Genomic DNA, 14,531 nt, shown 5'->3' with positions numbered 1-14,531 from the left:
TGCGTCCCTCGGCACGGCCGCGATCCCGGCGCCGGCCCCGCCGACTTGCTGCGCGCGCCTCGGCCCCGTGGCCCGGCTGCCGTCCCGACCTCGGCTCGCCCCGCTCGCTGCGCCCGCGATCTGCGTCTCTCGGCACGGCTGCGATCTCGGCTCCGGCGCCACCGGCTTACCGCGTTCGCGACCCGGGTGCTCGGCTGCGGGTGCGGGTCCGGCACAGCCCGAGTTGCCTCGGTGTGCCCGCGACCCGGGGCTCGTAGGCCGGCTGCCGTCCCGATCTCGGTCCACCGCGCTCGCTGCGTTCGCGATCTGCGTCTCTCGGCGTGGCTGCGGTCACGGCGCCGGCTCTACCGGCTCGGTGCGCTCGCGTGGCCCGGCTGCTGTCCCGGTCCAACCCCGCCGAATTGCTGCGCCTGTGAGCTGGGCCCGTAGGCCGGTTGCTGTCTCGGCCTCGGCCCACCGTGCTCGGTGCTCTCGCGACGTGCGCCTCTCGGCACGGCCGCAGTCCCGGGCCCGGGGCCGCCGGCTCGCTGCGCCCGCGACCCGGTGCTTTGCTCTGGGTGGGGATCCGATACGGCCGAGTTGACTCGCTGCGCTCAAGACCCGGGCCTTGTAGGCCGGCTGTTGTCCCGAGTTCGGCCCGCCGGCTTGCTGCGCGCGACTCGGGTCTTTGGCGTCCGGTTGCGGACCTGGACGCGGTCTTCCTCGATGCGCCGACGCCGATGCCGGCTGCGGTTCGGCGTGTCAGTGCCCGCGAGTTGGGCTGCGCCAAGTGATCGACGCGCGAAGCGCGGAGAGCGGCGGAGCCGCCCGACAGGTCAGCCGCCGAAGGAGTCCGCGTCGATTGGTTTGAGGAGTTGGAAGACGTCGTCCGTGATCGGGCGGTCCCAGGTGACGATGCGGACCAGGACGTTGTCGCTGCGGTCGAATTCGACGCAGGCCAGGCGGCCCTCCGCGTACTTGATCTTGCGCACGATCAGCAGGTCGTCGCCGAGCATGATCGGGGTGTCCTCGGTGGACAACTCCTCGGGCATCTCCTCGTGGCCGAGTGCCGCGACCAGTTGTTGCGCCTCGATCCGGCCCACGCCCTCCGCACGCGCCGGGGAGCCCGGCGGGAGGTTGCCGATCAGCATGGCCGGGCCGCGGTTGGCCAGCAGGTCGTACCGGACGAAGATCCCCTGGCAACTGCCGTCCTCCCCCGGCAACATGGCCACGATCACGGAGCCGGGCCAGTCGGTGAACGGGATGGCGAGAACGTCGAAATCCGGCCCGGACGGGGGGCGGCGGCGCAGGAAACCCATACAGACATGCTAGTGGCCCCGCACCGTGCCACCGGCCACACCCATCACCCACACGATGGGATGCCGCCGCGAAAACGCCCCAAGGCCCGCACCCTGCACGGGCGCGGGCCTTGCTAGGTCTGCGGTCCGTTGCCGGAGCCGCGGGACCGATTCAGAGCGGGCGAACCATCTCGGCCTGCGGGCCCTTCTGACCCTGCGTGACCTCGAACTCCACGCGCTGGTTCTCCTCCAACGAACGGTAGCCGTTCGTCTGAATGGCGGAGAAGTGGACGAAGACGTCAGCGCCGCCATCGTCCTGCGAGATGAAGCCGTAGCCCTTGTCGGCGTTGAACCACTTGACCGTACCGGTGGCCATGTCTTGATTCCTTCACGTAACCCACAGACATCACACCTCGTGATGCCCGGGTCGCGAACCGTCGAGTGGTCCCACTCCCCGCGTTACCCCGGGATGCCCTCGCTGTGAGGAGCGAAAAACGCCCACGGCTGTTGATGTCCGCAGGCGTTGGACGTGCGAGGGAACTACATCTACTGCTGCAACCGCGGACAACGCTACATGCCAACGAGTGCTCCGCAACAGCCCTTCGCAGTGCTAATCCGACCGTCACCAATGGCGTTAACGGGCGACATAGCCGGCACACGGCATGCGGTTCATCCGCGTGGGTGACACAACTGGCCGCAACCGAGGGCTGACCAAGCGTCAGTCACCCGCGCCCACCAACCATCCGCCAACCACCGGCCAACCCCGCCCCAACCACTCGCCAACCGCCCGCCAACCATCCGCCCGATCCACCCTCGCCCACTCTTGGCGCATCCTCGAACACGCCTCGAACACACGGATGTTCACGCGACCTTCGCATCCCCGCCACCGATTGACCGTTGGCCCTTCGCGACATTTGCCTACCGTTTCGACATGGCTGCCCCGACCGCACCGCCTGCGCCACCGATACCCGCGTACGCGCCGGCGCCACCGGAGGTCGCGCCGATCACGCCGGCTCCGGGCCGGGCGTCCCGCATACGCCTTCGACTGCCGCGGCGGCTGCGGCAGATGGGCGCCGTGCCGGCCCGGCTGTACGGGCTCGTCACCGTGGTCCTGATCGGCCTCGTGGCGCTCGCCGCCACGATCGCGGTCGGCGCCGGCAACGCCCGATCCGGGCTCACCGAGATCGCCCACACCTCGGCCCCGCGCGCCCACAACGCGGCCGACCTGTACTTCGCGCTCGCCGACCTCGACGCCCAAGTGGCCAACGTGCTCGTGGTGGGACTGAACGAGGACATCGGCAACCGGCAACTGGCGCTGAGCCAGTTGCGCTTGCGGCGTGCCGAGATCACCGAGCACCTCCAGGAGCTGGCCGCCGGCGGCGCGCCCGCGGAGACCGTCCGCGCGCTGATCGACGGACTCGCCCGCTACGACGCCTTCGTGGCGCAGGCCCGCCTCGCGGACGAGCAGGTCCAGGTACGCCCCGTCGTCGGCCGCCCGCCGGTGGCCGCGCTCAACTACTTCGCGAGCGCGACCGGCGTCCTGCACGACGACCTGCTGAAGGCCGCCGACGACCTCGGTCGCAACGCCGGGGACAAGCTCGCCGCAGACGCCGACGCCAACCGTACGCAGGCGCGCTGGGCGGCCCTGGTGATCGGGCTCGTCGGTGCCGTGCTGGTGGTGATCCTGATCATCGGCCAGGTCTGGTCCGCCCGCCGGTTCCGCCGGGTCATCGCACCCGGGCTGGCCGCCGCGACCATCGCGGTGGCCGCACTCACCGGCACCGCCGCAGTGCTGTTCACCGACCACGCATCCCGGCTGCACGACGCGCAGACCAAGGCGTTCGATCCGTTCCTGGCGCTGGCCCGGGCCCGGGCGACCGCCTCCGACGCGAACGCGGACGAGAGTCGCTTCGTACTCCTGCCCGAACGCGCCCGGGAGTTCGCCGGCGGCTTCGATCGCAAGCAGGCAGAACTCGGCCGGGCCGTGCCGAACCAAGGCGTCGCCACGCGCCTGGACACCTTCCGACGCGACGACGGGGCACTGCGCGCGGCGGTCGCCCAGGGCCGGCTGGATGTCGTCGTCGGCCTGACCACCGGGGTCGCCCGGGGCAATCTGGCCTTCGATTTCTACGACTACCAGACCGCACTGGGCCAGGCCGCGAACGCGAAGAACGCCGACTTCGAGAGCCGTACCGACAGCGCCCGCAACGCGCTCACCGGTTGGCCGTGGGCACCGATCGGAGTGCTCGGAGCGTGCGTGGTCCTCGTACTGGCCGGCGCCCGCCCGCGCCTGCGCGAGTACGCGGACCGCTGACCCCGCACCCTCCTCACCCACGCCCGCGCCCGGTCGCGTGCTCGCGCGGACCCCGCAACCCCGGCACACCCAGCCCATATCTTTGCCGCAGTCAAGTGTTTGTTACGGTCGACAGCGTCACAGTTTCCGGAGGGCGGCCAAACGATATTTCCTCTGGAATATCGCCGGGCCCACGCCTTACGCTCCGCCCATGGAATTCAACCTTGCCGACCTCTTCGAGCGCGCGGCCGGGGAATACCCCGAACGCGAGGCGATCGTCGCGAACGGTGAACGCCGTACATATGCCCTCCTGGAGGAGCGAGCGAATCGCCTCGCCCACCACCTTCGGGACGCCGGTGTGCAGCCGGGTGACCATGTCGCGGTCTACGCCTACAACATCATCGAATGGCCGGAGGCGATGCTCGCGATCTACAAGATCCGGGCCGTCTGTATCAATGTGAATTTCCGCTATGTCGCAGACGAACTGGCGTACCTGCTCGACCAGGCCAAGCCGGTCGCACTGGTCTTCCAGCGACAGTTCACCGACCGGGTCGCCGAGGTCGCGCCCAAGGTGACGTCGCTGCGCCACCTGCTGGTCGTGGAGGACGACAGCGAGCCCGGCGAGCAGGCGACCACCGCCGAGGCCCTGGGCGCGGTGCGCTACGAGGACGCGATGGCGGCCGGATCGCCCGAGCGCGACTTCGGCCCGCGCTCCGCCGACGACCTGTACCTGCTGTTCACCGGCGGCACCACCGGCCTGCCCAAGGGTGTGGTGTGGCGCCAGGAGGACGTGATCTTCGCCCTCGGCGGCGGCATCGACCCGACCAACGGCAATCGCATCTCGCAGCCCGAGGAGATGGTCGAGAAGGGCCGCAACGGCCAACTGACCACCTTCCCGATCGCCCCGCTGATGCACGGCGCGACCCAGTGGGGGGTGCTGCAGAACCTGGCCAAGGGCCACCGCGTGGTGCTGATCGACAAATTCGACGCGCACAGCGTGTGGGAGACCGTCGTGGCGGAGCGGATCAACGTCATTCTGATCACCGGCGACGCGATGGCCCGCCCGCTCCTGGAGTCCCTGGACGCACCGCGGGACGGCCGCGCGGCCTACGACCTGTCCGCTCTGTTCGCCCTGTCCTCCAGCGCCGCGCTGTTCTCGCCGTCGCTCAAGGAGGAGTTCATGGAGCGCCTCGGGATCGTGGTCAGCGACGCGATCGGCGCCTCCGAGTCCGGTGCCAACGGCGTGGGCATCGCGGTCAAGGGCCAGACCGAGCAGCAGAGCGGGATCACCGTCAAGGCCGTCCCCGACTCGGTCGTCCTGGACGAGGACCTCAACCCGCTGCCCGCGGGCGTCGTCGGCCGACTCGGCCGCAAGGGCAACATCCCGCTGGGCTACCTCGGCGACCCGGTCAAGACCGCCGAGGTCTTCCGCACCGGCCCGGACGGCACTCGCTACGTGGTGCCCGGCGACTACGCCCGCCTCGAGGGCGACGGCCGGATCACCCTGCTCGGGCGCGGTTCGGCGACGATCAACTCGGGCGGCGAGAAGATCTTCACCGAGGAGGTCGAGGGCGCGGTCAAGGCGCACCCCGAGGTCTATGACGCGATCGTGGTCGGCGTCCCGCACCCGCGCTGGGGGCAGACGGTGGCGGTCGTCGTACAGCCGCGCGAGGGCCGCACGCCGAGCCTGTCGGCCATCCAGGAGCACTGCCGCACCAAGATCGCCGGGTACAAGGTGCCCCGGGTCATGCGCATCGTCGACCACACCCAGCGCACCCCCACCGGCAAGCCGGACCTGCAATGGGCGCTCGCGATAGCATCGGCGCCGGAATCCACACCCGCCACGGAAACCGAATCCGAAACCGGGGCTGGGACTGGAAGCGGGACCGGGACCGGAAGCGGGGCTGGGACCGGAAGCGGAGTCTGAACCGCCCACGGAATCCGGTTCGGGAAGATTCGAATCGTGAAACAGCAACGCCGAATACACCGCCCGGGAAATCCCGGGCGGTGTATTCGTATATCGCCTCAGACCGCCCGCTCGCGCCCCTCCCAATAGGGATCCCGCAACCGCCGCTTCTGCAACTTCCCATTCGGGTCCCGAGGCATCGCCTCGACGAAGTCGATCGATCTCGGCCGCTTGTAGCTCGCCACCTGCTCGGCACAGAACCCGAGCAATTCCGCGGCCAACTCGGGCCCGGCGGCAAAGCCCTCGTTCGGCTCGACGACGGCCTTGACCTCCTCGCCCCAGTCCTCGTGCGGGATGCCGAACACGGCTGCGTCGCCGACCGCGGGGTGCCGCAGCAGCGCGCCCTCGATCTCGGCGGGGTAGATGTTCTGGCCACCGGAGATGATCATGTCGATCTTGCGATCCCGCAGGTACAGGTAGCCGTCCTCGTCGAGCAGCCCCACGTCGCCGACCGTGAACCAGTCACCGATCCGGCCCTTGCGGGTCTTCTCCTCGTCCCCGTGGTACTTGAACGTCCCGGCCCGCATCAGCATGTACACGGTGCCCACCTCGCCGGCCGGCAGCCGCTCGCCCTCGTCGTCGAAGATGCCGATCTCGCTGATCGGCCAGGCCTTGCCGACCGTGCCGGGCCGATCCAGCCATTCCTGCGCCGAGCAGAACGTGCCGCCACCCTCGCTCGCCGCGTAGTACTCCTCGACGCACAGCCCCCACCACTCGATCATTCGCCGCTTGACGTGGTCGGGACAGGGCGCCGCACCGTGCACGGCGTGCCGCAGCGAGGAGACGTCGTAGCGGGCCCGGACCTCCTCCGGCAGTTGCAGGAGTCGATGGAACTGGGTCGGCACCATGTGCGTGGTGGTGACCCGATACCGGTCGATCAGCCGCAACATCTCCTCGGGCCGCCACTTGTCCATCAACACCACGGCATGCCCGATGTGTAGCGACTGCTGCGCGTGCTGCAGGACGGCCGTGTGGTAGAGCGGCGAGCCGACCAGGTGCACGTTGTCGTCGTACGGCTTGACGCCGTAGATCAGCAACGTGCCGCCGTAGCGGGCCTCTTCGGGTGAACCACCGGACAGCGGGCGACGCACGCCGCGCGGCCGGCCGGTGGTACCCGACGTGTAGTTCATCGTCACACCCACGCCGCGCTCGGCGGGCGGCTCGGCCGACTGCCCCTCGGTCAACTCCGCGAACGCCCGGAAGCCCGGCACCTCGCCGACCGCGAACCGCGCCGCCGCCGGCACCTTGGCCTCGTCTGCGGCGGCCACGATCGCCTCGGCGAACCGCTCGTGCCCGATCAGCACCTTGGAACCGCTGTCGTCGAGGATCCAGGCGATCTCGGGACCGACCAGGTGGTGGTTGACCGGCACCAGGTACATCCCCGCCTGGGCCGCCGCCAGATACGCCACGATGTACTCGGCGCAGTTGGGCAGGATCGCGCTGAACACATCGCCCGTGCCCAACCCGGCCGCCCGCAGACCGTGCACGAGCCGGTTCGACTCCGCGCCCAGTCGCTCGGCGGTCCACTCGACGCCATCGGGGTCCACCAGCGCGAGCCGGTCCGGATTGGCCTGCGCATGGGCCCAGAAGCCGTTCGCCACGTGCGGTTCCCTTCGAGCTGCCCGGTTGCTTGACAATGTCTGACATTGTGACGGCAGCACGCACAGAAAGAAAGGGGACCTTACTTATTGCCGACCTGTCCCGTCGCGGCCCCCCGCGCGATCGCGGCGGCAGTCGCGACCGCTGCGGCAGTCGCCAGCCGAGCCGGCGACGGCTCGACCTCGGGCCCGAGCCGCTCCATCGCGCCCTTGATGTGCGGCGACGGAAACGCCAGCCGAATCGCCGGAGTCGCGACCCGCACCACCCCCCGCAACACCTTGAGCCCGGGCCGGGCCACCGCCGACGGCAGGCCGCGATACCCGTACAACTCCTTGGCCCAGGACGGCAATGCCGCGTACGCCGACTCGGCGACCTGACGCCACAACAACTCGCGCCCGAGCAACAGCACGAACGGCACCGGCGGTCGCCGCAGGAAGTCGAACACGTCCCGCGCCTCGTCGGTCATCGCCAACTCCGGCCGAATCGCGGCGAAGTAGCGCTCCAGCTCGACCAGCGACCCGGGTACGTCGTCCGGCGCGAGCCCGACCAGTTCGGCCGAGCGACGCTGCTCGGCCAGATACAGATCGGCCAGCTCGTCGGTCAGCGGGAGCCCGGCCTCGCGGGTGACGGACAGGTACGACCCGACCTCCGCGCAGTGCACCCAGCGCAGCAGCTCCGGATCGTCTATTCGGTACGGCTGTTCGGTGACGGGATCGACCGCCCGGAGCACCTCGTGTATCCGCCGCACCCGCGCGCCCGCCCGCTCCGCGTCGGCCCGCGCCCCGTAGGTCGTCACCCCGACGAAGTCGGCGGTCCGGATCAGCCGCCCCCAGGAGTCCTGCCGGATATCGGAGTTCTGTACAACCGCGCGGACCGCACGCGGATGCAACGCCTGAAGGTAGAGCGCCCGTACGCCGGCCACCCACATCGCCGGATCGGCATGCACCTGCCACGTCACCGAGTCCGGCCCGAACAGCCCGACGTCACCACCCTGCTTCGACCCGCCGCCCATCGGCACACCTTCCCGAACCCGAACTCCGCCTGGTAGTCCGAGACTACGACTCGACCGCGGCCGACCGGGATCGGCAGGTCCCCGGAAAACGCGCGCCCGCGTTCGCGCCTTTCGGCGAGGGCATTCGGCAGTTCGGTGCGTATGCCTCGCGGGGGCGCCGCCACCTGGGTGGGGGATCCTGTTGCCCGGTTCCGGCCGGCCGCCCGGCAGTCGAAGGGCGTGTCGATGCTACGACTCGCCCATTGCCTCGCGAAGCCAGGTGAGCGAGCCGGTCTCCAGCAACTCGGCCGCGATGCGCTTCGCGGACTCGGTGCGAATCCGCTTCCGGGAGTTGACGATCCAGCGGTCCACGTTCTGGTGCCCCTGGTCCCGGTACTCGATGGCCTGGACCAGGCACTCCAGCTTGTCGGCATCCCCTGCGCAGATCGCCTCGGGCGTCTCGCGGGCCTCGTACTCGCCGACGATCGACCGCATCAGCGCGCCCAGGCCGGCGGGCATGCCCTTCGACTGGTCGGCGGCGATGGCCACTGCGTCGCCCTTGCCGACATATTTCTGGCTGATGTGCGCGAGGTCGCCGGTGCGGGTCTCCCCGGTGTCGTGCCACACGCTCAGGAGCGCTGCCTTCGCCGGGTCGGCGCCCTCCAACTCGGCGATGATCGAGGCCAGGAGGGCGGCCCGCCAGGAGTGCTCGGCGACGCTCTCCGGGTCCTTGATCCCGGCGATCCACCATCCGGTGCGCTTGTGGTGCTTGAGCGTGCCCGCCTCGAAGAGGAAGTTCGCCACCGTGCGGATGTCGTCGCCCACCCCGTGCTCCTTGCTTCCGGTCTACGTCCTCGACAGGCGGATGGCGTAGCGGACTCCGTCCAGCTCGCGCCGCGCCTGCGTGGACAGCGTCCCGCCATCCAACAGGAGAACGACCCGTTCGCGCAGGGTGTCCGTGTCGACGCCGGCCGCCTGGAGCAGGTGCGGGCGGATCGCGAGCAGGGACCACAGGGTGTGGATGTACAACTCGGAGAACCCGAGCCAAGGGGCCAGGTGGTCAACGAGGGGTGATGGGCATGCGGTCCAAGGTGGCACCGCACCGCCCGTGACCGGCAGCCGGCGCACACGACCGGAGTACGCGCTGCTCCGCGTGCCGTTCCGCTGCCGCCTTTGGTGCGTCGGTGCGTCTTGGTCGGGTCCGGACAAACGACCTCCCCGCCGCGAGGGGGCGGACTGCGTAACCCGGTGCGCGCCCGATGGCTTCGGGAGCCGCTTGCACATGGTCGAGTCCGGACAAGATCCGAGCCCGCCTCCGGCTGCTGCGGAGGCGGGCCCGAACGCCCAATTCAGCGCGTGGCGTCGAGGAACGCTGCCCATGCCTTGGCTCCGGTCCGGATGACCGGCGAATCACTGACCTTGCTGTCGCGGGTACCAACCGCGGCGGTCAGCTCGGCAACCTCGACGCAGTTGCCTCCCGCATTGCCGCTGTAGGTCGACTTGCGCCATGCGGTTTGCCCGCGCTCGTCATGCTCATGGCTCCTCTGCGATCTCCGCGATCAATTTGCGGGACTCTTCCATGTGCACCTGCCATGTCACCGAGTCCGGCCCGAACAGCCCGACGCAGGAACGCTGCTTCGACCCGCCGCCCACCAGCACACCTTTCCCCCGAACCCGAACTCTGCCTGGTAGTACGAGACTACGACCCGGCCGCGGCCGACCGAGATGGGCAGGTCCCCGGGAAACGCGAAAGGCCCGCCTCTTTCGAGACTCGCCCTTCACACACATTGATTCGGGCAGCGTCCTATCTCTGGCGCGCACGGGCGGAGTACGCGACCTCGCGTGTGCTCCGCTGTCGGAGATCCTCGCGTGGCGGAGTGCGATCAGCCGCAGACGAGGGACACTACAGTCTCGGTATCGGCGAGATCGGGAAGAACGTGGGCGGCGCCGGACAGGGCTTGTGCATCGTTGCTGCCGGTGGCGACGGCGATCACGGTTGCACCACCGTCCCGGCCGGCTTCGACGTCCGCGGGTGTGTCGCCGATGATGACGGTGTTGTCCCGGCCGAAGTGCGTTCCGTAGCGCTGCTCGGCCAAGTGCCTTGCCGTCCGCACGAGTTCGGGACGGTCGGTGTGGTCGTCGCCATAGGCGCCGATGGCGAAGTCGATCGCCCGGTCGAGACCGAAGACGGCCAACTTGATCACGCCCACCTCGCGCGGATTGCCGGTGACGACCGTCTGTACGATCCCCTCCATGTCGGCCAGAGCGGCGAGGATCGCCGCCGCGCCGGGGAGCGCGTGCCCGCGTTCGCGCATTTCGGCGGCGCGGGCGCGGTAGCCATCCGCCAGTGCCTGGGCGAAGTCCGCGAACACGTATGCGCTCGGATTCAGCCCGTGCAGGACGACCGTCTCGCGGAAAATCACCTGCTCAGTGCGTCCGTTCACACCCGCCTGCTGCTGCATGGGCAGGCCGGTGATCTCGAGAAAGGCATCGGCGAACACCTGGCGGCCGACGCCTCCGGTGGCGATCAAGGTGTGGTCGATGTCCCACAACACGAGACGGCGACGGGGCATGGTCACGCTCCTGATATCGAGTCGACGTGATGCTGCTCCATCGGACGACGTGCGCGCAGACGCATTTCACGCCAATTTGCCCGGTCCCGATCCGATCCGGCAGCCGCAGGGTGTGTCGATGCCATGGCGTGTTCCAGTTGCCGGAAACGAGTCCGCCCCGCTCCCACGAAGGGCCGGGGCGGACTTGCCTGCCGGCGTTGCGCGTCGGCGTACGCTGGCGGTACCTGATTACCCCGCCAGAGTACGGGGCGGCGCCGTCACCCGGCCGCAGCGCTTCACCGGCGCGACGGCGTACTTCGCCGGCTCGGGTGGGCCTGCTCGGAGGGACCCCAGGCCATGCCCACGGACCACGATGAGACACCGACCGTCGAGCACAATGGCACCCGGCTCGCTGCCGCCCGCGCCGCCAGAGGCTGGACCCAGAGTCGCCTCGCGATGGAAACGAACTTCAGCCTCGCCGCCGTCAAGGCGTACGAGCGCGGTGCCCGCAGTCTCGACCGCGCCGCGAACATCCTCGCCTTGGCGCGCGCGCTGAAGTGTCACCCGACCGACATCACCGGAGCCCCCTACTACGTGCCCGGATCGGACGACGGAGCCGTGTCCGCGATCAAACGCGAACTCCTCCGCTACAACCGGCCGCCTCGTCTCACCGATCGACGGGCCGACGACGTCGACCTCGCGGACCTGCGCGCCCGCGTGGCCGAGGCGAATGCATGGCGGCAGGCCGCGGCGATGACCCGGACCGGCGAGGTGTTGCCGGACCTGCTGCTCGACACCCGCATCGCCACGCACGTCCTGGAGTCGGACGAACGGCGGGAAGCATACGGCCTGTTGTGCTCGGCCTACGAGGCGGCGATGCAGTACCTGTACAAGATGGGCCTGGTGAGCGACGCGACGCTGGCGACGGAGCGGGTCCTGTGGGCGGCCGAACGCACGGAGGATCCGCTGCGGATGCTGGCCGCGCGTTGGTACGAGTCGGGCGAGTACATCGGGATCGGCGAGCACGACGAGGCGGCGGACATCCTCGACGACGGCCTGGCCGAGTTGTCCCGGCCGCAGCGACGCGGGGACCCGGTCGCGGTGTCCCTCGCCGGGGCCTACCACCTCAAGGCATCGCTGAACTCGGCGCGGGCCTATGACGGCGTTTCGGCCTGGGCGCACTGGGACCGGGCCGAGGCGGCGGCGAGCGAACTGGGGTCCGACCGCAACGACTTCGAGCTGGTCTTCGGTCCGACGAACGTGGCGATCTGGGGCGTGTCGTTGCCTGTGGAACTGGGCCGGGGTCGGGATGCGGTGCGCCGGCTGGAGCGGATCGTCCTGCCGCAGGACTACAGCAGGGAGCGCCGCGCCCACTTCCACATCGACGCGGGACGCGCGCACTACCTGGCGGGCGACCACGACTCGGCGTGGGACGCGTTCGAGCACGCCGAGCGCCTGGCACCGCAACACGCGCGGATGCACCCGGCGGTGCGGGAGAACGTTCGGTTGATGACGGCGAAGTACCGCAGGAGCGGGCGCCGGATGGAGTTCGCGAGGCGCGTCGGGGTGGCCTGACGCAAGTACCGGAGGGAATACAAAACGTAGCCTCTCCTTCACCCGACGGCCCCTAGCGTTGTTGACCAGCAGGTTTCCAACGCGAGGGGCCGTCGTCATGTCCGAGTCTGTAACCGTCCAGCCGTCCGGCCACCCGCACCGCCCGAACCGGGTGACGCTGCCCGACCGAGTTCCGGTGGACCTCACGGACGACGAACTGGTGGCGCTCCAGCACGAGATCCGCCGCCACTTGTTGTACCCGGTCCCGGCCACGGTCGGCCGGACGGCGATCCCCGACGACCTCTGACCTGTCCCCTGCCGCGGCCCGTCCGTGACCTCGACCCGGCGGGCGGCACTCGGTCTCGCGGTCCTGGGCGTGACTGCGGGACCGAGCCCCCACGTCCTCGCTGGAGGCTCCCATGATTTCCGTGACCCCGTCCGGCAACGAGGACCGGCAGGTTCGAATTACCGCACCCGGCCGCGATCCGCTCGACGTGACGCGGCCCGAACTGGCTGCGCTGGTGCACGAGGCGCGGATGTACCTGATGCGTACGTGCCCGCCTCCGCCGTTCGGTGGTGGCGTCCCTGACTCGGGCGGCTGAGCCCCGTCCGACGCCGCTCGCCCCGACCGTTTCCTGCGGGCGGCACATCCGGTCCCCGCAGCCTTCGGCGAGGCCGCGGGGCCGGAATCCACAGTCCCTCACCCGGCCGGGTGCCTGAAGACCCCTGCACGCCCGGCCGGGTGAGGCCCGACATCCGCCCCGTCGGGCCCGGGGCACTGCGACCGCCGGCCGCGGGGACTCGTCCGGGCGGCGGCACCGGCCCCGTCCCACACCCGCCGAACACCCCATGCCCTTCCGCCCGTTGGAGCCAACGTGACCGAGAGCAAGACGGTCGTCGAGACCGTGACGATGCCCGCCTGGGCCATCCACCTGAACCCGACCGACCACCCCCGGCCATGGCGACTGGCCGTCTCCTCCTCGTCCTTCCACGCCCCGGAGGCACTCCAGCGAGTCGCGTTCCACCTCACCGACACCGACGTAGCCAAGCTCGCCGCGAGCCTGCTGTACCCGCCGCGCCCACAGGACCGGCCGACCGGTCGGGCGATGCTGATCCGCGACGGATACGGCCTACGGCTACGACTGTTCGTGAACGCCGTGGGCGGCGATCGGCCCGAGCCACGCGGGCTGATCCATCTGTTGGAACATCACCGCGAGGTGCTCTTGGACGACATCGCCCGTCACCGCCCGGACCTGATCCCCACCGACGGGCCGCCCGAGCCACTGCTGTGCCTCGACCCGATGCCCGCAACCAGCCTCACCATCGACCAGGTCATCGAACTCCACGACCACCTCGGCGGATGGCTCGACGGCGAGGACATCCGCGCCGCGATCTGCGACCGCGCCATCGTCCGTCACATCCAAGGTCAGGACACCGACCGATGACCCACATCGCCGACGAGCCGATCGACATCGAACAGGCCGCTGTCGTGCGCCTGGCCGCAGCCGCCGCCGAACGCAACCGACTCCAGGGCGGACACCCAAACCCCGCAACCACGTCGCACCACCAGCAGCACACCTACCGACAACACTGCCAAGCCGCTGGCGCCGCACTCCGCGCCGCGGTTGCCGACGCCCACCGAGACGGCGTACCCGTGGACGCCATCGCCCGCACCGTCGGCTTCTCGCCCGGCTACGTGCGCATCGTCCTGCAGCAGCACGAGCACGACCCCGTGCATAACCGCAACCGAGCACGGCCTGCCCCCGCCGAACGACCGAACCCGACGCGTACGTCCGTCGTACCCACACCCGCCCGGACCGACGAGGCGACCCCCACCGCTGGCGTCACAATCGGCATTTCCGACAGCCAATTCGCCCGCGCCTCGAGCGTCCCACCGGTCCACATCGGCCCGATTGTGTGGAACACCGGATGGGCCCGAGAGACAAGAAAATCAAGATGAAGATGAAAACGCAAAAGGCCCGCCCCCGAAAAGGGGGCGGGCCTTCCACACGAAAATTCCGGCGGCGTCCTACTCTCCCACACCCCTTCGAGTGCAGTACCATCGGCGCTGGAGAGCTTAGCTTCCGGGTTCGGAATGAGACCGGGCGTTTCCTCTCCGCCAAGACCACCGGAAAACCATCGAACCCTGCAAAACGGGCCGTTACGGTGAACCAGAAATCACATGCGGTGATTCAATTATCAATAACGGGTTCCCCGAAACCGATTGCGGTTCGGGAACCACACAGTGGACGCGTAGCAACTGAGGACAAGTCCTCGGCCTATTAGTACCGGTCAGCTC

Annotated in this window: 14 protein-coding genes, 1 rRNA gene and 1 pseudogene; 6 read left to right on the top strand and 10 right to left on the bottom strand. The window is 69.6% G+C overall.

Annotated features, from left to right (window positions below):
- Window positions 1-815: 815 nt before the first annotated feature.
- Together ABIA38_RS44895 and cspE are read right to left on the bottom strand one after the other, a co-directional pair.
- The gene (locus ABIA38_RS44895) at window positions 816-1,298 is read right to left on the bottom strand and encodes a hypothetical protein (protein WP_424644838.1); all 483 of its coding nucleotides are present in this window, start codon (window positions 1,296-1,298) and stop codon (window positions 816-818) included.
- Window positions 1,299-1,449: 151 nt separating this feature from the next.
- The gene (gene cspE / locus ABIA38_RS44890) at window positions 1,450-1,653 is read right to left on the bottom strand and encodes a transcription antiterminator/RNA stability regulator CspE (RefSeq protein WP_020557813.1); all 204 of its coding nucleotides are present in this window, start codon (window positions 1,651-1,653) and stop codon (window positions 1,450-1,452) included.
- Window positions 1,654-2,208: 555 nt separating this feature from the next.
- Here cspE and ABIA38_RS44885 point away from each other — a divergent pair.
- Together ABIA38_RS44885 and ABIA38_RS44880 are read left to right on the top strand one after the other, a co-directional pair.
- Window positions 2,209-3,591: a hypothetical protein gene (locus tag ABIA38_RS44885; protein ID WP_424644837.1), complete on the top strand. Its 1,383-nt coding sequence runs from the start codon at window positions 2,209-2,211 to the stop codon at window positions 3,589-3,591.
- Window positions 3,592-3,781: 190 nt separating this feature from the next.
- Entirely contained in the window at window positions 3,782-5,497 is a 1,716-nt protein-coding gene (locus tag ABIA38_RS44880) for an acyl-CoA synthetase (RefSeq protein WP_424644836.1), read from the top strand.
- Between the two features lie 98 nt (window positions 5,498-5,595).
- Here ABIA38_RS44880 and ABIA38_RS44875 read toward each other — a convergent pair whose 3' ends face one another.
- From ABIA38_RS44875 to ABIA38_RS44850, 6 genes and pseudogenes are all read right to left on the bottom strand, one after another.
- Window positions 5,596-7,137 carry an acyl-CoA synthetase gene (locus ABIA38_RS44875; protein ID WP_424644835.1) on the bottom strand — a complete coding sequence of 514 codons (1,542 nt, stop codon included), beginning with the start codon at window positions 7,135-7,137 and terminating at the stop codon, window positions 5,596-5,598.
- 80 nt (window positions 7,138-7,217) lie between these two features.
- Window positions 7,218-8,147: an oxygenase MpaB family protein gene (locus tag ABIA38_RS44870; protein ID WP_424644834.1), complete on the bottom strand. Its 930-nt coding sequence runs from the start codon at window positions 8,145-8,147 to the stop codon at window positions 7,218-7,220.
- 228 nt (window positions 8,148-8,375) lie between these two features.
- Window positions 8,376-8,951 (bottom strand): HD domain-containing protein, encoded by a 576-nt coding sequence (locus tag ABIA38_RS44865; RefSeq protein WP_424644833.1) that lies wholly within the window; start codon window positions 8,949-8,951, stop codon window positions 8,376-8,378.
- Between the two features lie 21 nt (window positions 8,952-8,972).
- Window positions 8,973-9,155, bottom strand: coding sequence for a hypothetical protein (locus tag ABIA38_RS44860; RefSeq protein ID WP_424644832.1), 183 nt, complete (start codon window positions 9,153-9,155; stop codon window positions 8,973-8,975).
- A gap of 320 nt (window positions 9,156-9,475) precedes the next feature.
- Window positions 9,476-9,625 (bottom strand): annotated as a pseudogene (locus tag ABIA38_RS44855) (DUF397 domain-containing protein); the annotation flags it as partial.
- 384 nt (window positions 9,626-10,009) lie between these two features.
- Window positions 10,010-10,699, bottom strand: a complete 690-nt coding sequence (locus tag ABIA38_RS44850) for an HAD family hydrolase (RefSeq protein WP_424644839.1) — start codon at window positions 10,697-10,699, stop codon at window positions 10,010-10,012.
- A 336-nt stretch (window positions 10,700-11,035) separates the two neighbouring features.
- Between ABIA38_RS44850 and ABIA38_RS44845 the strand changes: the two genes are divergently transcribed.
- The 4 genes from ABIA38_RS44845 (at window position 11,036) to ABIA38_RS44830 (ending at window position 13,677) form a co-directional block, all read left to right on the top strand.
- Window positions 11,036-12,253 (top strand): helix-turn-helix domain-containing protein, encoded by a 1,218-nt coding sequence (locus ABIA38_RS44845; RefSeq protein ID WP_424644831.1) that lies wholly within the window; start codon window positions 11,036-11,038, stop codon window positions 12,251-12,253.
- A gap of 97 nt (window positions 12,254-12,350) precedes the next feature.
- Window positions 12,351-12,539, top strand: a complete 189-nt coding sequence (locus tag ABIA38_RS44840; RefSeq protein WP_424644830.1) for a hypothetical protein — start codon at window positions 12,351-12,353, stop codon at window positions 12,537-12,539.
- A gap of 112 nt (window positions 12,540-12,651) precedes the next feature.
- Window positions 12,652-12,834 (top strand): hypothetical protein, encoded by a 183-nt coding sequence (locus ABIA38_RS44835; protein ID WP_424644829.1) that lies wholly within the window; start codon window positions 12,652-12,654, stop codon window positions 12,832-12,834.
- Window positions 12,835-13,107: 273 nt separating this feature from the next.
- Window positions 13,108-13,677 (top strand): hypothetical protein, encoded by a 570-nt coding sequence (locus ABIA38_RS44830; protein ID WP_424644828.1) that lies wholly within the window; start codon window positions 13,108-13,110, stop codon window positions 13,675-13,677.
- On the opposite strand, the gene ABIA38_RS44825 is transcribed toward ABIA38_RS44830, so the two are convergent.
- The gene (locus ABIA38_RS44825) at window positions 13,659-13,958 is read right to left on the bottom strand and encodes a hypothetical protein (RefSeq protein WP_424644827.1); all 300 of its coding nucleotides are present in this window, start codon (window positions 13,956-13,958) and stop codon (window positions 13,659-13,661) included. The genes ABIA38_RS44830 and ABIA38_RS44825 overlap by 19 nt on opposite strands.
- Window positions 13,959-14,248: 290 nt before the next feature.
- Window positions 14,249-14,365: ribosomal RNA gene (gene rrf, locus ABIA38_RS44820) — 5S ribosomal RNA — on the bottom strand.
- Between the last annotated feature and the right edge of the window lie 166 nt (window positions 14,366-14,531).

It is taken from the genome of Embleya sp. AB8 (assembly GCF_049739465.1).
In the GTDB taxonomy this organism is placed as follows: domain Bacteria; phylum Actinomycetota; class Actinomycetes; order Streptomycetales; family Streptomycetaceae; genus Embleya.
The sequence above is the reverse complement of the archived record's forward strand: the minus strand, read 5'-3'. Positions and strand labels throughout refer to the sequence as shown.